The following is a 21,354-nucleotide window of genomic DNA, read 5'->3' as shown; positions in this document are numbered from 1 at the left end:
TAAAGTGATGCAGAGTTTTTTTGTTGCGATTTCATTAATTAATTGTTAAGTGTTACTTGATTGTAAAGCGAAAAAAACAGATTAAAATTTTGAATAAAAACAGCTGTTTTTGATGGTTGTTTTGAGCTTGGATTTTGATTATGAGCGATTTAATTTTTGTAACTGTTTGGTATATTCAATTTTAATAACTACTTTTGCACTCCCTGTTTGGAAATTTCTGTTATTTTCAAATTGAAGGGAATTTTAGTAATTAATAATTAATATTTATGTCTGGGTTAATTGGTAAGAAAATCGGCATGACTAGTATTTTCGACGAAAACGGGAAAAACATTCCTTGTACAGTAATCGAAGCTGGTCCATGCGTTGTTACCCAAGTCAGAACCAACGAGGTTGACGGGTATGAAGCGTTGCAACTTGGTTTCGATGACAAAAACGAGAAACATTCTACTAAAGCTGCTTTAGGGCACTTTAAAAAAGCTGGAACTGTTGCTAAGAAAAAAGTCGTTGAATTCCAAGATTTTGCAACTGAACAAAAATTAGGAGATCTTATTGATGTTACAATTTTTGTAGAAGGAGAATTTGTAGACGTACAAGGTGTGTCTAAAGGTAAAGGTTTCCAAGGTGTTGTTAAACGTCACGGTTTTGGTGGGGTTGGACAAGCTACTCATGGTCAACACAACCGTTTAAGAGCGCCAGGTTCTGTAGGAGCTTCTTCTTATCCATCTAGAGTATTCAAAGGAATGCGTATGGCTGGAAGAATGGGAGGAGAAAATGTAAAAGTTCAAAACCTTAGAGTTTTAAAAGTAGTTGCTGAAAAGAACCTACTTGTTGTTAAAGGATGTATTCCAGGACACAAAAACTCTTACGTAATCATTCAGAAGTAATGGAAGTAAAAGTATTAGATTTCAACGGAAAAGATACTGGTAGAAAAGTTCAACTTTCTGATTCAGTATTCGCAATTGAACCAAACAATCACGCTGTATATCTTGATGTTAAGCAATATCTTGCTAATCAAAGACAAGGTACTCACAAAGCTAAAGAAAGAGCTGAAGTAACTGGAAGTACGCGTAAGATTAAAAAACAAAAAGGAACTGGTACTGCTCGTGCAGGAAGTGTTAAGAATCCTTTGTTTAAAGGTGGAGGAACAGTTTTCGGACCTAGACCAAGAAGTTATTCATTCAAATTGAATAAAAACTTGAAAAGATTGGCTAGAAAATCAGCTTTCTCAATTAAAGCAAAAGAGTCAAATATTGTAGTTCTTGAAGACTTTAATTTTGAAGTGCCAAACACTAAAAATTTCATTAACGTTTTGAAAGCTTTAGGGTTAGAGAATAAAAAATCTTTATTTGTATTGGGCGAGTCAAATAAAAATGTATATTTGTCGTCACGTAATTTAAAGGCTTCAAATGTCGTAACTAGCTCAGAATTAAGCACTTACGCAATATTAAACGCTAACAATTTAGTGCTTTTGGAAGGTTCTTTAGAGTTAATTGAAGAAAATTTAAGTAAATAATAGGAATATGAGCATCATTATTAGACCTATAGTAACAGAAAAAGTAACCAAAGAAAGTGAAGTTCTAAACCGCTTCGGATTCGTTGTTGACAAAAAAGCAAACAAAGTTGAGATTAAGAAAGCTGTTGAGGCTGCTTATGGAGTAACTATCGTTTCTGTTAACACAATGAATGTGAGACCAGATAGATCTACTAAATACACTAAAAGTGGTTTAATCAGTGGAAAGACAAATGCATACAAAAAAGCAATTGTTCAAGTACAAGAAGGAGAAACAATTGATTTTTACAACAATATCTAAGATAGAAAAATGTCAGTAAGAAAATTAAAACCTATTACCCCAGGTCAGCGATTTAGAGTTGTGAATGGTTATGACGCCATTACAACTGATAAGCCGGAACGCTCTTTGATAGCGCCGATAAAAAACTCTGGAGGTAGAAATAGTCAAGGAAAGATGACCATGCGTTATACGGGTGGTGGTCACAAGCAGAGATATCGTATTATTGATTTCAAAAGAACTAAAGATGGAATTCCAGCTACAGTGAAATCAATCGAATACGATCCAAATCGTACTGCGTTTATCGCTTTATTAGCTTATGCTGATGGAGAGAAAACTTATATTATCGCACAAAACGGATTGAAAGTTGGGCAGAAATTAGTTTCTGGACCAGAGTCTCAACCAGAAATCGGTAATACATTACCTTTAAGCAGAATTCCTCTTGGAACTGTTATATCTTGTATTGAGTTACGTCCAGGACAAGGAGCTGTAATTGCTCGTTCAGCTGGAACTTTTGCTCAGTTAATGGCAAGAGACGGGAAATATGCAACAATTAAAATGCCATCTGGTGAGACAAGATTAATCTTGTTGACATGTTCGGCTACAATTGGAGCTGTTTCTAACTCTGACCACCAATTAGTTGTATCTGGAAAAGCAGGTAGAACAAGATGGTTAGGAAGAAGACCTAGAACTAGACCAGTAGCGATGAACCCAGTTGATCACCCTATGGGAGGTGGTGAAGGACGTTCTTCTGGAGGGCACCCACGTTCAAGAAAAGGATTGCCAGCTAAAGGTTACAGAACTCGTTCTAAGAAAAACCCGAGTAACAAGTATATCGTAGAACGTAGAAAGAAATAATAAGATATGGCACGTTCATTAAAAAAAGGACCTTTCGTTCATTATAAATTAGACAAGAAAGTTCAAGAAAACGTAGAAAGTGGTAAAAATAGTGTAGTTAAGACTTGGTCAAGAGCTTCTATGATTACTCCAGATTTCGTTGGACAGACTATCGCAGTTCATAACGGTCGTCAATTTGTACCAGTTTACGTAACAGAAAACATGGTAGGTCACAAATTAGGAGAGTTTTCACCAACTAGATCTTTTAGAGGTCATGCTGGAGCAAAAAATAAAGGTAAAAAATAAAAGAAGCAATGGGAGTTCGTAAAAGAGAAACAGCAGATGCGAGAAAAGAGGCTAATAAGTCTATCGCTTTCGCAAAATTGAATAACTGCCCTACTTCACCTAGAAAAATGCGCTTAGTAGCGGACTTGGTAAGAGGTCAGAAGGTAGAAAGAGCACTTAACATTTTAAGATTCAGTTCTAAAGAAGCTTCAAGAAAATTAGAAAAACTATTATTATCTGCAATCAATAACTGGGAGCAAAAAAATAGTGAAGGTAATTTAGAAGAGGCTGGATTATTTGTTAAAGAGATCAGAGTAGATGGTGGAATGATGTTAAAAAGACTTCGTCCAGCTCCACAAGGTCGTGCACACAGAATAAGAAAACGTTCTAATCACGTAACAATCGTGCTTGGAGCTATCAATAACACACAAAGCAATTCTTAAGCAGCATGGGACAAAAGACAAATCCAATTGGAAATAGACTTGGTATCATCAGAGGATGGGACTCAAACTGGTATGGTGGAAATGATTATGGCGATAAATTAGCTGAAGATCACAAAATCAGAAAGTATATCCACGCTCGTTTATCAAAAGCTAGTGTATCTAAAGTAATCATCGAGAGAACTTTGAAACTTGTAACCGTTACTATCACTACTGCTAGACCTGGTATCATTATCGGAAAAGGTGGACAAGAGGTAGACAAGTTAAAAGAAGAACTTAAGAAAGTTACTGACAAAGAGGTTCAAATTAACATCTTTGAAATTAAAAGACCTGAGCTAGATGCTTATCTTGTGGCTACAAGCATCGCTCGTCAAATCGAAAGCCGTATTTCTTACAGACGTGCAATCAAAATGGCTATTGCTGCTTCTATGCGTATGAACGCTGAAGGTATCAAAGTTTTGATTTCTGGTCGTTTGAATGGTGCTGAGATGGCGCGTTCAGAAGGTTTCAAAGAAGGTAGAATTCCTCTATCAACTTTCAGAGCTGACATTGATTATGCTTTGGCTGAAGCTCACACTACTTACGGTAGAATGGGTATCAAAGTATGGATCATGAAAGGTGAAGTTTACGGTAAGAGAGAACTTTCTCCACTTGCTGGAATGGACAAAAAACAATCTGGTACAGGTGGTGGTAAAGGTGGAGATGCTCCTAGAGGCAAATCTAACTTTAACAAAGGCGGTAAACCAGATGCTCGTAAAAGAAAGTAAATTTTTAAACTAAAGAAAAATGTTACAGCCTAAAAGAACAAAATACCGTAAGGTACAAAAAGGTAGAATGAAAGGTAACTCTCAAAGAGGGCATGAACTTTCAAATGGAATGTTTGGAATTAAATCTGTGCATGAAGATGGAATGTTCTTAACTTCTCGTCAAATTGAAGCTGCGCGTATCGCTGCAACTCGTTATATGAAGAGAGAGGGACAATTATGGATCAAAATTTTCCCAGACAAACCTATCACTAAGAAGCCTCTTGAAGTACGTATGGGTAAAGGTAAAGGAGCAGTTGAGTATTGGGCTGCTGTTGTTAAACCAGGAAGAATTATGTTTGAAGTTGGAGGGGTTCCATTGTCAGTTGCAAAAGAGGCTTTACGTCTTGCAGCTCAAAAACTTCCAGTAAAAACTAAGTTCGTCGTTGCTAGAGATTTCGAAGCATAATTTATATTTATTATGAAACAATCAGAAATAAAAGATCTTTCTGCAGCGGAGTTGCAAGAAAAACTTAGTCAAACTAAGAAACTATATGCTGACCTAAAAATGGCTCACGCTATTTCTCCAATTGCAAACCCACTTCAAATTAGAAGTGTAAGAAGAACAGTTGCTAGATTAGCTACTGAGTTAACTAAAAGAGAGTTACAATAATTGTATTCTGCTGAAAGATGGAAGAAAAAAGAAATTTAAGAAAAGAAAGAATAGGTGTTGTTACTTCAAATAAGATGGATAAATCTATCGTTATTTCAGAAGTAAGAAAAGTAAAACACCCATTATACGGTAAGTTCGTGTTGAAAACTAAGAAATATGTTGCACACGACGAAAAAAACGACTGTAACATTGGAGATACTGTAAGAATTAGCGAAACGCGTCCTTTAAGTAAAACAAAATGTTGGAGATTAGTTGAAATCTTAGAAAGAGCTAAATAATTATGGTACAACAAGAATCAAGACTAAAAGTAGCAGATAACACGGGAGCTAAAGAAGTTTTAACTATTCGTGTTTTAGGAGGTACTAAAAGAAGATATGCCTCTGTTGGTGACAAAATTGTAGTTTCTATCAAAGATGCAACTCCAAACGGAAACGTGAAAAAAGGAGCTGTTTCAACTGCAGTTGTTGTACGTACTAAAAAAGAAGTGAGAAGAGCTGATGGTTCTTATATCCGTTTCGATGACAATGCATGTGTTCTTTTGAACGCTGCAGGGGAAATGAGAGGAACTCGTGTTTTTGGTCCGGTAGCAAGAGAACTTCGTGAAAAACAATTCATGAAAATTGTATCATTAGCACCAGAAGTGCTTTAATTCGTTTTAAGATGATAAAGCTAAAAATAAAATCAGGAGATATCGTAAGAGTTATTGCTGGAGACCATAAAGGTGCTGAAGGTAAAGTTTTACGTGTTTACCGTGAAAAAAACAAAGCGATCGTTGAAGGTGTAAACATGGTTTCTAAACATACTAAACCAAGTGCTAAAAACCCTCAAGGTGGTATCGTTAAGAAAGAAGCTTCTATTCAAATTTCTAACATTGCTTTAATTGATCCTAAAACTAAGGAGACAACTAGAGTAGGTATTAGAGTAGAAGGAGATAAGAAAGTAAGATTTTCAAAAAAATCTAATCAAGTACTATAGTAATGGCATATACACCTAGACTAAAAGAAGAATATAAGAGTAGAGTAATCTCTGCTCTTAAAGAAGAGTTCGGATATACAAACGTAATGCAAGTTCCTAAACTTGAAAAAATCGTTTTGAGCCGTGGAGTTGGTGCAGCTGTATCTGATAAAAAACTTATTGACTATGCAGTTGATGAGTTGACAAAGATCACTGGACAAAAAGCAGTTTCTACAATCTCTAAGAAAGACGTTGCGTCTTTCAAATTGAGAAAAGGAATGCCTATTGGAGCAAAAGTTACTTTACGTGGAGAAAGAATGTATGAGTTTTTAGATAGACTTATCACTTCTGCTTTGCCACGTGTTAGAGATTTTAGTGGTATTAAATCTACTGGATTCGACGGAAGAGGTAACTACAATCTTGGAGTTTTAGAGCAAATCATTTTCCCAGAAATTGATATTGACAAAGTAAACAAAATTTCAGGAATGGATATTACTTTTGTTACTACTGCAAAAACAGACAAGGAAGCAAAGTCATTATTGGCTGAATTAGGATTACCTTTTAAAAAGAATTAAGACATGGCTAAAGAATCAATGAAAGCCCGCGAGGTGAAAAGAGAAAAAACGGTAGCTAAGTATGCTGAGAAGAGAAAAGCTTTATTAGAAGCTGGAGACTACGAAGGTTTACAAAGATTGCCAAAAAATGCTTCACCTGTTCGTTTACACAATCGTTGCAAATTAACTGGAAGACCAAGAGGTTATATCCGTCAATTCGGAATCTCTCGTGTAACTTTCCGTGAAATGGCTAACAATGGATTAATTCCAGGTGTGAAAAAAGCATCTTGGTAATCTGGCAATAAGTTATTACTTTTGCAAACCAAAAAATAATTTTTAATTGATTAAAGGTTCGGGAGATGAGTATCTCCCGAAAACCATAATCGCAATCAAATACATATGTATACAGATCCTATTGCAGATTATTTGACTAGAGTTCGTAACGCTGTGGCGGCAAACCACAAAGTTGTTGAAATTCCAGCATCTAATCTTAAAAAAGAGATAACTAAGATCTTATTTGATCAAGGTTACATCTTAAGTTACAAATTTGAGCAGAACACAGTTCAAGGTTCTATCAAAATTGCTTTGAAGTATGATAAAGATACTAAAGAGCCTGTAATCAAAGATATCCAAAGAATTAGTAAACCTGGTTTACGTAAGTACGCAGGTGCTGCCAAATTACCAAGAATCCTTAACGGATTAGGAATTGCTATTGTTTCTACATCAAAAGGTTTGATGACTGGAAAACAAGCTAAGCAATTAAATGTAGGTGGTGAAGTAATTTGTTACGTATACTAATTTTAAACACTAGATAAGATGTCAAGAATAGGTAAAAGCCCAATTGTAATCCCTGCTGGTGTAACTGTTGAAGTTAAAGACGGTATTATTACAGTAAAAGGAAAAAAAGGTCAACTAGTACAAGAGTTTTCGGACGTAAATGTAACTGTTGAAGGCGATCAAGTTTTAGTAGAAAGATCGTCTGATCATAAAGACCATAGAGCAAAACACGGATTATTCAGATCTTTGATCAGTAATATGGTTGTTGGTGTATCTGAAGGTTTCACAAAAGAACTAGAATTAGTTGGAGTTGGATATAGAGCTTCAAACCAAGGTCAAAAATTAGATTTAGCTCTTGGATATTCTCACAATATTGTTTTGGAAATTGCTCCAGAAGTATCTTTAGAAACAATATCTGAAAAAGGTAAGAACCCTATCGTAAAATTAACATCATTTGATAAACAACTTTTAGGTCAAGTTGCTGCGAAAATCAGAGGTTTCCGTAAGCCAGAGCCATATAAAGGAAAAGGTGTTAAATTTGTGGGTGAAGTATTAAGAAGAAAAGCAGGTAAATCAGCTTAAAATATAAGATTATGTCATTAACAAAATCTGAAAGAAGACAGAGAATTAAATTCAGAATTAGAAAATCGGTTAGTGGTACTGCTGCAAGACCTAGACTTTCTGTTTTTAGAAGTAATAAAGAAATTTACGCTCAAATTATTGATGATGTAAATGGAGTTACTATATTAGCTGCATCTTCAAGAGAAAAAGAAATAGGAAAAGGTACTAACGTTGAAATCGCTGCTGCTGTTGGAAAATTAGTTGCAGAGAAAGCGTTAAAAGCTGGGATAGATACTATCACTTTCGATAGAGGTGGATATTTATATCACGGTCGTATTAAATCATTAGCAGAAGGCGCAAGAGCCGCTGGACTTAAATTCTAATATATTATGTCTAAATACAAAAATGTAGAATTGGTAAAACCTAGTGGTCTTGAACTTAAAGATCGTCTAGTTAGTGTTAATCGTGTTACTAAAGTTACAAAAGGAGGTAGAGCTTTCGGTTTTTCTGCTATTGTAGTTGTAGGTGATGAAAATGGAGTAGTTGGTCACGGATTAGGAAAATCTAAAGACGTTTCTGAAGCAATTGCGAAAGCAGTAGAAGATGCTAAGAAAAACTTAGTTAGAATTCCTTTGAATGGTCAATCAGTTCCTCACGAACAAAAAGGTAAATTTGGTGGTGCACGTGTATTCTTAATTCCTGCTTCTCATGGTACAGGAGTTATTGCTGGTGGAGCTGTTCGTTCAGTTCTTGAGTCAGTAGGTATTCACGACGTATTGTCTAAATCTCAAGGATCATCAAATCCTCACAACGTAGTGAAAGCAACTTTTGATGCTTTATTACAAATGAGAAGCGCTCACACTGTTGCAAAACAAAGAGGTGTTTCTTTAGAAAAAGTTTTTAAAGGTTAATTCAAGGAAATTATGGCTAAATTATTAGTAAAACAAGTAAGAAGCAAAATCAACTGCCCTCTTTCTCAAAAGAGAGGTTTAGAGGCTTTAGGTCTACGTAAAATTGGACAAGTTGTGGAGCATGATTCAAATCCTGCTATCCTTGGTATGATAAACAAAGTTAAACACTTAGTTTCTGTTGAAGAAGCTAAATAACAAATACTGTTATGAATTTAAGTAACTTACAACCTGCTGAAGGATCAACGCACAATCAAAATAAAAGATTAGGTAGAGGAGAAGGTTCTGGAAAAGGTGGCACTGCTGCAAGAGGTCACAAAGGAGCAAAATCTCGTTCTGGTTACTCTAAAAAGATTGGTTTTGAAGGAGGGCAAATGCCACTTCAAAGACGTGTACCTAAGTTTGGTTTCACAAACATCAATCGTAAAGAATACGAAGGTGTTAATTTAGATACGCTTCAATTATTAGTAGACAAAGGTGTGATTACTGATTCTGTTTCTATGACAGATTTCGTAGCAAACCGTCTAGCTTCTAAAAATGAAATCGTTAAGATTTTAGGAAGAGGAGAATTGAAAGCAAAATTAAAAGTAACTGCTCACAAATTTACTGCTACTGCAAAAGCTGCTATCGAAGCTGCTGGTGGAGAGGCTGTAACAATATAATTTTTCTATTGTATGAAGAAATTTATTGAATCAATTAGCAATGTTTGGAAAATCGAAGAACTAAAGAATAGAATTCTAATTACTTTAGGATTACTTTTAGTATATCGTTTTGGAGCACACGTTACGCTTCCTGGAATTGACGCAACTCAATTGATGGGGTTAGCAGGACAAACTAAAAATGGTTTAGGATCTATCCTAGACATGTTCACCGGAGGTGCTTTCTCTAAAGCTTCAGTTTTTGCTTTAGGAATTATGCCTTATATTTCTGCATCTATTGTTGTACAGTTAATGGGAATTGCGATTCCTTATTTGCAAAAACTTCAAAATGATGGAGAGAGTGGTAGAAAAAAGATTAATCAAATTACACGTTGGTTAACTATTGCTATTACATTGGTTCAAGGTCCAACTTATATCTACAATTTATACAGAACATTGCCTGGTAGTGCTTTTCTACTAGGCTTTAACTCACCTGAGTTTTTATTCTCTTCTGTAATCATTTTAGTTACTGGTACAATTTTTGCTATGTGGCTTGGTGAAAAAATTACTGATAAAGGTATTGGAAATGGAATTTCATTATTGATTATGGTTGGTATCTTAGCTCGTTTACCACAAGCTTTTATGCAAGAATTTAAGTCTGTAGTTACAAACAACACTGGAGGCTTAATGTTAATGGCCATTGAAATTATTGTATGGTTATTAGTAATTATTTCTTGTGTATTGCTTACAATGGCAGTGCGTAGAATTCCAGTTCAATACGCTCGTCGTACAACAACTGGTGACTACGAGCAGGATTTGGCAGGTGGTAACAGACAGTGGATTCCTCTTAAGCTTAATGCTTCTGGAGTAATGCCAATCATTTTTGCTCAGGCAATTATGTTTATACCTGCGGCTGTAGCTGGATTATCAAAATCAGATACATCACAATCTATTGTTGGAGCATTTAGTAATATGTTCGGTTTTTGGTATAACTTTGTATTTGCAACTTTAATTATTGTATTTACATTTTTCTATACTGCAATTACTGTTCCTACGAACAAAATGGCTGATGATTTGAAAAGAAGTGGTGGTTTTATTCCTGGTGTTCGTCCAGGAGCTGAAACTTCAGACTTCCTTGATAAAGTGATGTCTTTAATAACTTTCCCAGGATCTTTATTCCTTGCTTTGATTGCTGTGTTCCCAGCTATTGTTGTAAGTATTATGGATGTACAACAATCTTGGGCAATGTTTTTTGGAGGTACCTCATTAATAATTATGGTTGGAGTTGCAATAGATACTATTCAACAAATCAATTCATACTTGTTAAACAAGCATTATGATGGTTTAATGAAGACTGGTAAAAATAGAAAAGCGGTAGCTTAATATATTTATGGCAAAACAATCAGCAATAGAACAAGACGGATCAATCATCGAAGCGTTATCAAATGCGATGTTCCGTGTAGAGTTAGAAAATGGACACGTTGTAATTGCTCATATTTCTGGTAAAATGCGAATGCATTACATCAAATTATTACCTGGTGATAAAGTGAAATTGGAAATGAGCCCTTATGATTTGTCAAAAGCAAGAATTACTTATCGATATTAAAAGATAATTACTATGAAAGTTAGAGCATCAGTAAAAAAGAGAAGTGCCGAGTGCATTATCGTGCGTAGAAAAGGGAGACTGTACGTAATAAACAAAAAGAATCCTAGATTTAAACAAAGACAAGGATAATTATGGCAAGAATAGCAGGGGTAGATATCCCAAAAAACAAAAGAGGTGTTATTGCACTTACCTACATCTTCGGATTAGGAAAAAGTAGAGCTATTGAGATTTTAGAAAAAGCTCAAGTAAGCCAGGATAAAAAAGTTCAAGATTGGAATGATGACGAGATCGGAGCAATTCGTGATGCTGTTTCATTTTACAAAATTGAAGGAGAATTACGTTCTGAAATTTCTTTAAACATTAAGCGTTTAATGGATATTGGATGTTACAGAGGTATTCGTCATAGATCTGGTCTTCCTTTAAGAGGGCAAAGAACTAAAAACAACTCAAGAACAAGAAAAGGTAAAAGAAAAACTGTTGCTAACAAGAAAAAAGCAACTAAATAATAAGTAATATGGCTAAAGCAACTGCAAAAAAACGTAAAGTTATCGTTGAATCAACGGGTGAGGCTCATATTTCTGCCACTTTTAATAACATTATTATTTCTTTGACTAATAAGAAAGGTGAAGTTATCTCTTGGTCTTCAGCTGGTAAAATGGGTTTCAGAGGTTCTAAAAAGAACACTCCTTATGCAGCTCAAATGGCAGCAGAAGATTGCGCTAAAGTAGCACTTGAGGCAGGACTTAAAAAAGTGAAAGTTTATGTAAAAGGACCAGGTAACGGACGTGAGTCTGCTATCCGTTCTATTCATAACGGTGGAATTGAAGTTACTGAAATTATTGATGTTACTCCAATGCCGCACAACGGATGTCGTCCTCCAAAAAGACGTAGAGTTTAATTTTTTATTTTTATAGTATAAACAAGGTAGAACATAGATTATCGAAGGATTAGACCTGAATTCATAATTTCTACCTTAAAATTTTTTTTAAAATGGCAAGATATACTGGTCCTAAAACCAAAATCGCTCGTAAATTTGGCGAGGCAATCTTCGGAGATGATAGATCTTTCGAAAAAAGAAATTACCCACCTGGACAACACGGGATGGCTAAAAAAAGAGGAAAAAAATCTGAGTACGCTGTTCAGTTAATGGAAAAGCAAAAAGCTAAATATTCTTACGGAATTTTAGAAAAACAATTCAGAAATTTATTCGAAAAAGCATCAGCGACTAAAGGAGTTACTGGTGAAGTTTTATTACAATTATGCGAAGCAAGATTAGATAATGTTGTTTTTAGAATGGGAATTGCTCCATCTAGAAGAGGTGCGCGTCAAATCGTTTCTCACAGACACATTACTGTAAATGGAGAGGTTGTTAATATTCCTTCTTACCACCTTAAGCCTGGTGATAAAGTTGCAGTTCGTGAAAAATCTAAATCTTTAGAAGCTATCGAACGTTCTTTATCAAATTCAAGTCATGTTTATGAATGGATTACTTGGAACAATGATCTTAAAGAAGGAACTTTTGTTTCTGTTCCTGCTAGATTACAAATTCCAGAAAACATTAAAGAACAATTAATCGTAGAGTTGTACAACAAATAATAATTGACTTAGTCGAAATTTATGGCAATATTTAATTTTCAAAAGCCCGATAAAGTTATCATGATCGATTCAACCGATTTTGAAGGTAAATTTGAATTTAGACCTTTAGAACCTGGTTATGGATTGACAGTTGGTAATGCACTTAGAAGAGTTTTGCTTTCAGCGTTAGAAGGTTATGCAATTACATCTGTTCGTATCGAAGGTGTAGATCATGAGTTTTCTACTATTTCAGGTGTTGTTGAAGATGTTACCGAAATTATCCTTAATCTAAAACAAGTACGTTTCAAACGTCAAATTGAAGATATCGATAATGAAGCAGTTACAATTTCTGTTTCTGGTAAAGATCAGTTAACAGCAGGTGATTTTCAAAAATTTATTTCAGGTTTTCAAGTTTTGAATCCAGACCTTGTTATCTGTAATTTAGATTCTAAAATCAAATTGAATTTCGATTTAACAATCGAAAAAGGTAGAGGATACGTGCCTGCTGAAGAGAACAAAAAACAGAATGCTGCAATTGGAACGATTTTTACAGATTCTATTTTTACTCCGGTAAAAAATGTAAAATATGCAATCGAAAATTTCCGTGTAGAGCAAAAAACAGATTACGAAAAATTAGTTTTTGAAATTAAAACTGATGGTTCTATCAATCCAAAAGATGCTCTTACTGAAGCTGCTAAAGTTTTAATTCACCATTTCATGTTGTTCTCTGACGAAAGAATTACACTTGAGGCTGACGAAATTGCACAAACAGAATCGTATGATGAAGAGTCATTGCATATGAGACAATTGCTTAAAACTAAGCTTGTTGATATGGATTTATCTGTAAGAGCATTAAATTGCTTGAAAGCGGCTGAAGTTGATACACTTGGTGATTTAGTATCGTTCAATAAAAATGACCTAATGAAATTCCGTAATTTCGGTAAAAAATCTTTAACTGAACTTGATGAACTTGTTGCAGTGAAGAATTTAACTTTCGGAATGGATTTAGCTAAATACAAATTAGATAAAGAATAATTTACTTCATATTTTGCTCTCCATACTGGATTGTAGCAAGATGAAGATAAAAAAAACACGTCATGAGACACGGAAAAAAATTCAACCACTTAAGCAGACAGACTGGACATAGAAAAGCTATGTTGGCTAATATGGCTTGTTCTCTTATCGAGCACAAACGTATTAACACTACTGTTGCTAAAGCTAAAGCGCTTAAACAATTTGTTGAGCCTTTAATTACAAAATCAAAAGAAGATACGACTCACAACCGTCGTATTGTTTTTGCTTACTTGCGCAGTAAATATGCTGTAACTGACTTGTTCAGAGATGTGGCTGCTAAAGTTGGAGACCGTCCAGGTGGATACACTCGTATCATTAAAGTTGGAAATCGTTTGGGAGATAACGCTGATATGGCGATGATCGAACTTGTTGACTTCAATGAACTTTACAACGGAGGTAAAAAAGAAGTTAAAAAAGCTAAAAGCCGTCGTGGTGGTAAAGCTAAAAAAGCTGAAGGAACTGCTCCTGAAGCTCCAGCTGCTGAATCAGAAACGACTACAGAAGCTTCTGAATAATTATGAAAGTAATCATTCTATAAAAATCAAGGATAAACTAATTTTTAGTTTATCCTTTTTTTTTGATTTTTTTGAAACTGCAAAAATCTAACTTATTTAAAATGATAGGTTTTATTTTTACGAATGAAAGTTTTAAAAAATCTTGGAAGGGCTATTTTAAAGAAGTAAATTTGCAAAATATCTAATTATACTTAAAACCTTAATTTCGGTTTTATAACTTGATTAAAAAACAATACAAATTAAATAATGAAATACACAACACGACAAAGCGCCATTTTATTACTTAGTGACGGAACAATCTTTCACGGAAAATCTATCGGAATTAGCGGTAAAACTTTCGGTGAAGTTTGTTTTAATACTGGAATGACGGGATATCAGGAAATTTTCACAGATCCTTCTTATTTCGGACAAATAATGGTTGCTACAAATACACATATCGGAAACTATGGCGTTAATGATTCTGAAGTTGAATCTGATAGTATTAAAATTGCCGGTTTAGTTTGTAAAAACTTTAGTTTTAATTATTCTAGAGAAAATGCTTCTGGAAGTTTAGAGGATTATTTTGCTAAGCAAAATTTAATCTGTATCTCTGATGTAGATACGCGTGCACTTGTAAGTTACATTCGTGACAACGGTGCAATGAATGCAGTTATCTGTACTGACGGAACTTCAATTGAAGATTTAAAGAAAGAATTGGCAAATGTGCCAAATATGGAAGGTTTAGAGTTGGCTTCTAAAGTATCGACTAAAGAGCCATACTTTGTTGGTGATGAAAATGCTACTTACAAAATCTCAGCTTTAGATCTTGGTATCAAAAAGAATATTTTGAGAAATCTTGCAAAAAGAGATTGCTACATTAAGGTGTATCCTTTTGATTCAACTTATAAAGATATGTCTGAGTTTAATCCTGATGGATATTTCTTGTCAAATGGACCTGGAGATCCAGATCCTTTATTCGGAGCAATTCAAGTGGCGAAAGAGATTTTGGCAGATAACAAACCTTTGTTTGGAATTTGTCTTGGGCATCAAGTAATTGGTTTGGCAAACGGTGTTGAAACATATAAAATGTTTAATGGACACCGAGGAATTAATCATCCAGTTAAGAATATCATTACAGGAAAAGGTGAGATAACTTCACAAAACCACGGATTTGCGGTTAAAAGAGAGCAATTGGAAAATCACCCAGAGCTTGAAATTACGCATGTTCACTTAAACGATGGCACTGTTGCGGGAATGAGAATGAAGAATAAGAATTGTTTTTCAGTTCAATATCATCCAGAAGCTAGTCCTGGACCACACGATTCGTCATATTTGTTTGACCAATTTGTAGAGAATATTAAAAGTAGCAAAGTCTAAAACGATGTAGTTAATAAATAAAGGTGTTTAATGACTAGAATGCGTTTTTAGTATTAAATATTTTTATAATTTCGAAAAAAAAATATAATTTATTAATAAAAAACAAAAATAATGAGTATTATAATTAAAGTTCACGCAAGACAAATTCTTGATTCTAGAGGTAATCCTACTATTGAAGTTGATGTAGTAACTGAAAATGGAGTTTTAGGTAGAGCTGCTGTTCCATCTGGAGCATCAACTGGAGAGCACGAAGCTGTTGAATTACGTGACGGAGGTAAAGCTTATCTAGGTAAAGGTGTTTTGAATGCAGTGAATAATGTAAATACTATTATTGCTGAAGAATTAGTTGGGACATCTGTTTTCGAACAAAACACAATTGACCAATTAATGATTGATTTAGATGGAACTCCAAACAAATCTAAATTAGGAGCTAATGCTATTTTAGGTGTTTCTTTGGCTGCCGCAAAAGCTGCTGCTAACGAACTTGGTTTGCCATTATACAGATATGTAGGTGGAGTTTCTGCTAATACATTGCCTGTGCCAATGATGAATATCATCAATGGTGGTTCTCACTCTGATGCGCCTATCGCATTTCAAGAGTTTATGATTTTCCCTGTAAAAGCAACTTCTTTTACACATGCAATGCAAATGGGAACTGAAATTTTCCACAACTTGAAAAAAGTATTACACGATAGAGGTTTAAGTACTGCTGTAGGTGATGAAGGAGGTTTTGCTCCAAACTTGGCTGGTGGAACTGAAGATGCTTTAGATACTATCAAATTAGCAGTTGAAAAAGCTGGATATTCTTTCGGTGACGAAATTATGATCGCTCTTGACTGTGCTGCTTCTGAGTTTTATGTAAACGGTAAATACGATTACACTAAATTTGAAGGTGAAACTGGAAAAATCAGAACTTCTGAAGAACAAGCTCAGTACTTGGCTGAACTTGCTGCTAAATATCCAATTATCTCTATTGAAGACGGTATGTACGAAGATGACTGGGATGGATGGAAAGCTTTAACTGAAAAAATTGGAGATAAAGTTCAATTAGTGGGTGATGATTTATTCGTAACTAACGTTGCTCGTTTGTCAACTGGTATCGAAAAAGGAATTGCTAACTCAATCTTGGTAAAAGTAAACCAAATTGGTACTTTAACTGAAACTATTGCGGCTGTAAACATGGCTAAAAATGCTGGTTATACATCTGTAATGTCTCACCGTTCTGGAGAAACTGAGGATAATACAATTGCTGACTTAGCTGTTGCATTAAACTGTGGACAAATCAAAACTGGTTCGGCTTCACGTTCTGATCGTATGGCTAAATACAACCAATTATTAAGAATTGAAGAAGAACTTGGAAGTACTGCTTATTTTCCAGGGTTAAATGCTTTCAAAATTAAATAATCACACTAGTTATATATTGATTTTAGACCATCCGCCTTTGCGGATGGTTTTTTTTTGGAGTTTTAACAAATTCATAGCAGGATTCTTTTTTTAGTTAGTCTTAAATTCCTTAGATTTGATAAATTATTATTTTATAGAATTATTTCCGATTATATTATGTCAAAAATAGCTACATTAGAAGTAGATGGTAAGAAAATTGAACTTCCGGTTATCACAGGAAGCGAAAATGAATCAGCTATCGATATTAACAAATTACGAGATTTAACAGGTATTATTACAATTGATCCAGGTTACAAAAACTCAGGATCTTGTACAAGTGAAATTACTTTCTTGGACGGTGAATTAGGAATTCTGCGTTACAGAGGATATTCGATCGAAGATTTAGCTGAAAAAGCTAGCTTTTTAGAAGTATCGTATCTTTTGATTTTTGGAGAATTACCAACAGCAGCTGAATTGGAGCAATTTGAAAATGGTATTAAAAAACATTCGTTAGTAAACGAAGAAATGAAAAATATCATTGACGGTTTCCCAAAAACAGCTCACCCAATGGGAGTGTTATCTGCTTTGACAAGCGCTTTAACTGCCTTTAACCCAAAAGCAGTTAATGTTGATAATGAAAAAGAAATGTATGAGGCAATTTGCAAAACAATGGCTAAATTTTTAGTTATTGCAACTTGGACATACAGAAAATCAATGGGGTATCCGTTGAATTATTATGACAATACAAAAGGATATGTGGAGAACTTTATGCAATTGATGTTCCAATTGCCTACAGGTCCATTTAGTGCAAATCCTGTTGTTGTAGCTGCGTTAGATAAATTGTTTATTCTTCACGCAGATCACGAGCAAAACTGTTCAACTTCTACAGTAAGAATGGTTGGTTCATCTCATGCTGGTTTATTTGCTTCTATTTCTTCTGGAGTTTCAGCACTTTGGGGACCTCTTCACGGTGGTGCAAACCAAGCCGTACTTGAAATGTTGGAAGAAATCAACAAAGATGGTGGAGATACTGATAAATTCTTGGCGAAAGCAAAAGATAAAAATGATCCATTCCGTTTAATGGGATTCGGACACAGAGTTTACAAAAACTTCGATCCAAGAGCAAAAATCATCAAAAAAGCAGCTACTGAAGTTTTAGAAACTTTAGGTGTTGAAGATCCGATTTTAGATATCGCTAGAAAATTAGAAAAAGCGGCTCTTGAAGATGAGTACTTCAAATCAAGAAACTTATATCCAAACGTAGATTTCTACTCTGGAATTATTTACAGAGCTTTAGGGATTCCAACAGATATGTTTACAGTAATGTTCGCTATCGGAAGATTGCCAGGTTGGATCGCACAATGGAAAGAAATGCGTGAAAACAAAGAGCCAATCGGACGACCAAGACAAATTTATACTGGACATCCTTTAAGAGAGTTCAAGTCTAATAAATAAAAAACGAAAGCTTCACTTAACTGTGAAGCTTTTTTTATATTTGCTCAAAATATAATAGAGTTATGTTGCAATTAAATGTAAAGAACGAAACATCGCGGCTTCGCGCCGTAGTTTTGGGTTCTGCTGTTCATAATGGGCCGACTCCAACGCTGGAGGAAGCTTATGATCCTAAGTCATTGGAACATATTAAGGCAGGAACTTATCCTGTAGAAAAAGATATGGTTGCTGAAATGGATGCTTTTAATGCTGTTTTTCAGAAATATGATGTAACTGTTTATCGTCCGGAAATGATCGAAAATTACAATCAAATATTTGCTAGAGATATTGGTTTTGTAATTGACAATGTTTTTGTAAAATCGAATATTCTTCCAGACAGAGAGAGAGAATTGGATGCAATTCAATATGTAATAGATCAAATTGATCCGTTAAAAGTAGTACGACCGCCAGAGGAAGTTCATATTGAAGGAGGAGATGTAATGCTTTGGAATGACCATATTTTTATTGGAACATATAAGGGAAGTGATTATAAAGATTACATCACTGCAAGAACAAATATGCATGGTGTAAATTATATCAAAGAATTATTTCCGAATAAAATTGTAAAAGAATTTGATTTGGTTAAATCTAAATTGGAAGCGAGAGATAATGCATTGCACTTGGATTGTTGTTTTCAGCCAGTAGGAGAAAACAAGGGAATCATCTATAAAAGAGGTTTTCGTGAAGAAGCGGATTATTTGTATCTAGTGAATCTTTTTGGAAAAGAAAATTTGTTTCATATCGAAAGAAATGAAATGTATAATATGTTTTCAAATGTGTTTTCAATTGATAAAAATGTTGTGGTTTCTGAGAAAAATTTCACTCGATTAAATAACTGGCTTCGTGCAAATGGCTTTACTGTTGAAGAAATCCCGTATGCCGAAATTGCGAAACAAGAAGGATTGTTGAGATGTTCAACTTTACCATTAATTAGAGACTAAAAAGTTTCAAGCTTCAGGTTTTCTGTTGTGAACTTGAAACCTGAAACTTGAAACAAAAAAAATATATAAAATGAAACAAACTACTAATGCTATCGTGATGATTCGTCCAGTTGCATTCAGAATGAATGAGCAGACGGCTGTAAATAATTATTACCAAAAAGTATTGGACGGACTTTTGCCGAGTACTGTAAATGCCAAAGCGCAACAAGAATTTGATGCTTTTGTTGAAAAGCTTCGTGCAGTAGGAGTTGATGTTACGGTTATTGAAGATACTTTAGAAACAGATACGCCAGACAGTATTTTTCCGAACAATTGGGTTTCATTTCATGAAAATGGCGATGTGGCTCTTTATCCAATGTTTGCTGAAAACAGACGTCAAGAAAGACGTGAAGATATTTTGGATACTCTAGAAGAGAAAGGTTTTGAGATTTCGAATATAATGGATTATACATCTGCTGAAGATGATGGTTATTTTTTAGAAGGAACAGGAAGTTTGCTTTTAGATCGTGCCAATTCAAAAGCATATTGCGCATTATCGCCACGTGCAGATGAAGAGTTGTTTATTGAATTCTGCGAAGATTTTGACTATGCTCCAGTAATTTTTGAAGCTTTTCAAACGGTAGACGGAGAACGCAAACTGATTTATCATACCAATGTGATGATGTGTTTGGGTGAAACTTTTGCAGTTATTTGTGCAGATTGCATTGATGATAAAAAAGAGCGCAAAATGGTTCTAGAAAACCTAAAAGATGATAATAAAGAAATTATCTTGATTACAGAAGATCAAGTGAATAATTTTGCAGGTAATATGTTGGAAGTTCGAGGAACAAATGATAAAAAATATATTGTTATGAGTGCTTCCGCACATCAGAGCCTTACTCCAAAACAAATTGCACAATTAGAAAAACACGCTGAAATTTTGAGTTCAAGCTTAGATACAATTGAAGCTTGTGGAGGCGGAAGTGCAAGATGCATGATGGCTGAAGTGTTTTTGCCAAGAAGCTAGAATTAGCATTTTGAATAAAATAAAAATGGGATAAAACATTTAGTTCTATCCCATTTTTTATTTTTATAAAAAAAACTGTTACATCAAATTGCCTTTTATAATGTTTACAATCGAACTTACAATATATTGAATTCCGATTGAAATTACTATAAAACCAACAATTCTTGAAATTGCCACAATTCCTGATGCACCAAGTATTCGAGCTAAATAATGTGCACTTTTTAGAATAGCAAAAATTGCAATTGCGATAGCCAAAATAGCCAAACAAGAAAAAATGATTTCTTCTATTTCATGATGTTCTTGATAAAAGGCAATTAATAAAGATATAGATCCTGGCCCAGCCAACATCGGAATAGCAAGTGGCGTTAGTGCAATATCGTTTCGTTGTTGTACTTCATTTTCAATTTTTTTATTGATTCCTCGTTTTTTATTGAATTTACCAGATAATAAAGAGAATCCTGAATTCACGATTACAATTCCGCCGGCAATTCGAAGCGCATCAATGCTGATTCCAAAAAAGGTTAAAACATATTGGCCAATAAAAAACGAAACCAATAAAATGATAAAAACATTAATAGCAGTCCAAAGAGAAATTCTGGATCGTTCTTTTTGAGAATCATGTTGAGTTAGTCCCACAAAAATTGGAACCGTACCTATTGGGTTTAAAACAGAAAAAAGAGCTGCAAATAGGTAAATGAATATGTCCATAAAGTTTTGATTAGTGAAGTAAATGTAGTTAAATTTTTATTTTGGCAGGAAAATTTATATTATGATATTATTTTTTTTGAGTCAATATTCTAAATTGATAAGGCAAGTCAAGCTCATCCTTTTTGACTACTTTTGTAGAATATCTAAAAATGATGAAAAACAAAAAAACTTTGTTGCTTGGAGCAACTACAAAACAAGACCGTTATGCATATAGAGCAATAAATATGCTTACTCAAAAAGGTCATACTGTTTTGGCAATTGGTCAAAATGCAGGAGAAGTTGCCGGAGTGAAAATTCATACTAAAGCAATTCCTGTAAAAAATATCGATACTGTAACCCTTTATTTGAATCCAACTCGTCAGCGTGATTATTATAATTATATTATCGAAGCGCAACCTAAAAGAGTAATTTTTAATCCAGGAACAGAGAATCCCGAATTATATCAATTGTTAGAATTAAATAATATTGAGGTTGAAGTTGCATGTACATTAGTTTTATTGGCCACGAACCAATATTAATTGAAAAAAAACGTTTTTAAAACT

Annotated in this window: 35 protein-coding genes; 34 read left to right on the top strand and 1 reads right to left on the bottom strand. The window is 34.4% G+C overall.

Annotated features, from left to right (window positions below):
• The first annotated feature begins 266 nt into the window (after positions 1-266).
• The 33 genes from rplC to ctlX all read left to right on the top strand — a co-directional run bounded on the left by rplC (position 267) and on the right by ctlX (position 20,104).
• On the top strand, positions 267-884 hold the full coding sequence (gene rplC, locus AAYQ19_RS15200) for a 50S ribosomal protein L3 (protein WP_132989110.1): 618 nt from the start codon (positions 267-269) through the stop codon (positions 882-884).
• Positions 884-1,513, top strand: a complete 630-nt coding sequence (rplD, locus tag AAYQ19_RS15195; RefSeq protein ID WP_132989111.1) for a 50S ribosomal protein L4 — start codon at positions 884-886, stop codon at positions 1,511-1,513. The genes rplC and rplD overlap by 1 nt, the downstream gene beginning before the upstream one ends.
• 7 nt (positions 1,514-1,520) lie before the next feature.
• A complete protein-coding gene (gene rplW / locus AAYQ19_RS15190) occupies positions 1,521-1,811 on the top strand; it encodes a 50S ribosomal protein L23 (protein WP_091496652.1) in 291 nt (96 codons plus the stop codon).
• A gap of 9 nt (positions 1,812-1,820) precedes the next feature.
• A complete protein-coding gene (gene rplB / locus AAYQ19_RS15185; RefSeq protein WP_091496650.1) occupies positions 1,821-2,645 on the top strand; it encodes a 50S ribosomal protein L2 in 825 nt (274 codons plus the stop codon).
• Between the two features lie 6 nt (positions 2,646-2,651).
• Entirely contained in the window at positions 2,652-2,930 is a 279-nt protein-coding gene (gene rpsS, locus AAYQ19_RS15180; protein ID WP_012022488.1) for a 30S ribosomal protein S19, read from the top strand.
• An 8-nt stretch (positions 2,931-2,938) separates the two neighbouring features.
• Positions 2,939-3,352, top strand: coding sequence for a 50S ribosomal protein L22 (gene rplV / locus AAYQ19_RS15175; RefSeq protein WP_007803631.1), 414 nt, complete (start codon positions 2,939-2,941; stop codon positions 3,350-3,352).
• A gap of 5 nt (positions 3,353-3,357) precedes the next feature.
• A complete protein-coding gene (gene rpsC, locus AAYQ19_RS15170) occupies positions 3,358-4,116 on the top strand; it encodes a 30S ribosomal protein S3 (RefSeq protein ID WP_008464292.1) in 759 nt (252 codons plus the stop codon).
• 19 nt (positions 4,117-4,135) lie between these two features.
• The gene (rplP, locus tag AAYQ19_RS15165; RefSeq protein WP_008464295.1) at positions 4,136-4,561 is read left to right on the top strand and encodes a 50S ribosomal protein L16; all 426 of its coding nucleotides are present in this window, start codon (positions 4,136-4,138) and stop codon (positions 4,559-4,561) included.
• Between the two features lie 12 nt (positions 4,562-4,573).
• Complete coding sequence (rpmC, locus tag AAYQ19_RS15160; RefSeq protein WP_026727874.1) at positions 4,574-4,765, top strand: 50S ribosomal protein L29; 192 nt, start codon at positions 4,574-4,576, stop codon at positions 4,763-4,765.
• A gap of 17 nt (positions 4,766-4,782) precedes the next feature.
• Positions 4,783-5,043, top strand: coding sequence for a 30S ribosomal protein S17 (rpsQ, locus tag AAYQ19_RS15155; RefSeq protein WP_008464298.1), 261 nt, complete (start codon positions 4,783-4,785; stop codon positions 5,041-5,043).
• Positions 5,044-5,045: 2 nt separating this feature from the next.
• Positions 5,046-5,414, top strand: coding sequence for a 50S ribosomal protein L14 (gene rplN / locus AAYQ19_RS15150; protein ID WP_007803649.1), 369 nt, complete (start codon positions 5,046-5,048; stop codon positions 5,412-5,414).
• A gap of 11 nt (positions 5,415-5,425) precedes the next feature.
• Entirely contained in the window at positions 5,426-5,740 is a 315-nt protein-coding gene (gene rplX / locus AAYQ19_RS15145) for a 50S ribosomal protein L24 (protein ID WP_026727873.1), read from the top strand.
• Between the two features lie 2 nt (positions 5,741-5,742).
• Positions 5,743-6,294, top strand: a complete 552-nt coding sequence (gene rplE, locus AAYQ19_RS15140) for a 50S ribosomal protein L5 (protein WP_343537378.1) — start codon at positions 5,743-5,745, stop codon at positions 6,292-6,294.
• Between the two features lie 3 nt (positions 6,295-6,297).
• Complete coding sequence (gene rpsN, locus AAYQ19_RS15135; RefSeq protein ID WP_008464305.1) at positions 6,298-6,567, top strand: 30S ribosomal protein S14; 270 nt, start codon at positions 6,298-6,300, stop codon at positions 6,565-6,567.
• Positions 6,568-6,672: 105 nt separating this feature from the next.
• Complete coding sequence (gene rpsH / locus AAYQ19_RS15130) at positions 6,673-7,071, top strand: 30S ribosomal protein S8 (protein WP_008464306.1); 399 nt, start codon at positions 6,673-6,675, stop codon at positions 7,069-7,071.
• 18 nt (positions 7,072-7,089) lie between these two features.
• Complete coding sequence (gene rplF / locus AAYQ19_RS15125; RefSeq protein WP_012022483.1) at positions 7,090-7,632, top strand: 50S ribosomal protein L6; 543 nt, start codon at positions 7,090-7,092, stop codon at positions 7,630-7,632.
• 11 nt (positions 7,633-7,643) lie between these two features.
• Positions 7,644-7,994, top strand: coding sequence for a 50S ribosomal protein L18 (gene rplR / locus AAYQ19_RS15120; RefSeq protein ID WP_026727871.1), 351 nt, complete (start codon positions 7,644-7,646; stop codon positions 7,992-7,994).
• 3 nt (positions 7,995-7,997) lie between these two features.
• On the top strand, positions 7,998-8,522 hold the full coding sequence (gene rpsE, locus AAYQ19_RS15115) for a 30S ribosomal protein S5 (protein WP_085949269.1): 525 nt from the start codon (positions 7,998-8,000) through the stop codon (positions 8,520-8,522).
• Between the two features lie 12 nt (positions 8,523-8,534).
• The gene (gene rpmD / locus AAYQ19_RS15110) at positions 8,535-8,717 is read left to right on the top strand and encodes a 50S ribosomal protein L30 (protein WP_026727870.1); all 183 of its coding nucleotides are present in this window, start codon (positions 8,535-8,537) and stop codon (positions 8,715-8,717) included.
• Between the two features lie 11 nt (positions 8,718-8,728).
• Positions 8,729-9,181, top strand: a complete 453-nt coding sequence (gene rplO / locus AAYQ19_RS15105; RefSeq protein WP_026727869.1) for a 50S ribosomal protein L15 — start codon at positions 8,729-8,731, stop codon at positions 9,179-9,181.
• A gap of 12 nt (positions 9,182-9,193) precedes the next feature.
• A complete protein-coding gene (gene secY / locus AAYQ19_RS15100) occupies positions 9,194-10,540 on the top strand; it encodes a preprotein translocase subunit SecY (protein ID WP_029272054.1) in 1,347 nt (448 codons plus the stop codon).
• Between the two features lie 7 nt (positions 10,541-10,547).
• Positions 10,548-10,763 (top strand): translation initiation factor IF-1, encoded by a 216-nt coding sequence (infA, locus tag AAYQ19_RS15095; RefSeq protein WP_026714631.1) that lies wholly within the window; start codon positions 10,548-10,550, stop codon positions 10,761-10,763.
• A gap of 12 nt (positions 10,764-10,775) precedes the next feature.
• On the top strand, positions 10,776-10,892 hold the full coding sequence (ykgO, locus tag AAYQ19_RS15090; protein WP_002987490.1) for a type B 50S ribosomal protein L36: 117 nt from the start codon (positions 10,776-10,778) through the stop codon (positions 10,890-10,892).
• 2 nt (positions 10,893-10,894) lie between these two features.
• The gene (gene rpsM / locus AAYQ19_RS15085) at positions 10,895-11,269 is read left to right on the top strand and encodes a 30S ribosomal protein S13 (protein ID WP_026727867.1); all 375 of its coding nucleotides are present in this window, start codon (positions 10,895-10,897) and stop codon (positions 11,267-11,269) included.
• An 8-nt stretch (positions 11,270-11,277) separates the two neighbouring features.
• Positions 11,278-11,661 carry a 30S ribosomal protein S11 gene (gene rpsK / locus AAYQ19_RS15080; protein WP_026727866.1) on the top strand — a complete coding sequence of 128 codons (384 nt, stop codon included), beginning with the start codon at positions 11,278-11,280 and terminating at the stop codon, positions 11,659-11,661.
• Positions 11,662-11,753: 92 nt separating this feature from the next.
• Positions 11,754-12,359 (top strand): 30S ribosomal protein S4, encoded by a 606-nt coding sequence (rpsD, locus tag AAYQ19_RS15075; RefSeq protein ID WP_111364450.1) that lies wholly within the window; start codon positions 11,754-11,756, stop codon positions 12,357-12,359.
• Positions 12,360-12,380: 21 nt separating this feature from the next.
• Complete coding sequence (locus tag AAYQ19_RS15070) at positions 12,381-13,373, top strand: DNA-directed RNA polymerase subunit alpha (protein ID WP_026109818.1); 993 nt, start codon at positions 12,381-12,383, stop codon at positions 13,371-13,373.
• A gap of 62 nt (positions 13,374-13,435) precedes the next feature.
• Positions 13,436-13,927 (top strand): 50S ribosomal protein L17, encoded by a 492-nt coding sequence (gene rplQ, locus AAYQ19_RS15065; protein ID WP_026727865.1) that lies wholly within the window; start codon positions 13,436-13,438, stop codon positions 13,925-13,927.
• A 246-nt stretch (positions 13,928-14,173) separates the two neighbouring features.
• Positions 14,174-15,283, top strand: coding sequence for a glutamine-hydrolyzing carbamoyl-phosphate synthase small subunit (gene carA / locus AAYQ19_RS15060; RefSeq protein ID WP_343537340.1), 1,110 nt, complete (start codon positions 14,174-14,176; stop codon positions 15,281-15,283).
• Between the two features lie 111 nt (positions 15,284-15,394).
• Positions 15,395-16,687, top strand: coding sequence for a phosphopyruvate hydratase (eno, locus tag AAYQ19_RS15055; RefSeq protein WP_132989113.1), 1,293 nt, complete (start codon positions 15,395-15,397; stop codon positions 16,685-16,687).
• Between the two features lie 156 nt (positions 16,688-16,843).
• Complete coding sequence (locus AAYQ19_RS15050; protein ID WP_343537337.1) at positions 16,844-18,121, top strand: citrate synthase; 1,278 nt, start codon at positions 16,844-16,846, stop codon at positions 18,119-18,121.
• A 62-nt stretch (positions 18,122-18,183) separates the two neighbouring features.
• Entirely contained in the window at positions 18,184-19,098 is a 915-nt protein-coding gene (locus AAYQ19_RS15045) for a dimethylarginine dimethylaminohydrolase family protein (RefSeq protein WP_343537335.1), read from the top strand.
• Positions 19,099-19,168: 70 nt separating this feature from the next.
• On the top strand, positions 19,169-20,104 hold the full coding sequence (gene ctlX, locus AAYQ19_RS15040; RefSeq protein WP_343537333.1) for a citrulline utilization hydrolase CtlX: 936 nt from the start codon (positions 19,169-19,171) through the stop codon (positions 20,102-20,104).
• 78 nt (positions 20,105-20,182) lie between these two features.
• On the opposite strand, the gene AAYQ19_RS15035 is transcribed toward ctlX, so the two are convergent.
• Positions 20,183-20,812, bottom strand: coding sequence for a MarC family NAAT transporter (locus AAYQ19_RS15035; protein ID WP_343537331.1), 630 nt, complete (start codon positions 20,810-20,812; stop codon positions 20,183-20,185).
• Between the two features lie 152 nt (positions 20,813-20,964).
• On the opposite strand from AAYQ19_RS15035, the gene AAYQ19_RS15030 reads away from it, so the two are divergent.
• A complete protein-coding gene (locus AAYQ19_RS15030) occupies positions 20,965-21,330 on the top strand; it encodes a CoA-binding protein (RefSeq protein WP_343537511.1) in 366 nt (121 codons plus the stop codon).
• Positions 21,331-21,354 lie beyond the last annotated feature (24 nt).

It is taken from the genome of Flavobacterium mesophilum (assembly GCF_039581405.1).
Taxonomy (GTDB): domain Bacteria; phylum Bacteroidota; class Bacteroidia; order Flavobacteriales; family Flavobacteriaceae; genus Flavobacterium.
Note: the sequence above shows the minus strand (reverse complement) of the source record. Positions and strands in the feature narration are given on the sequence as shown.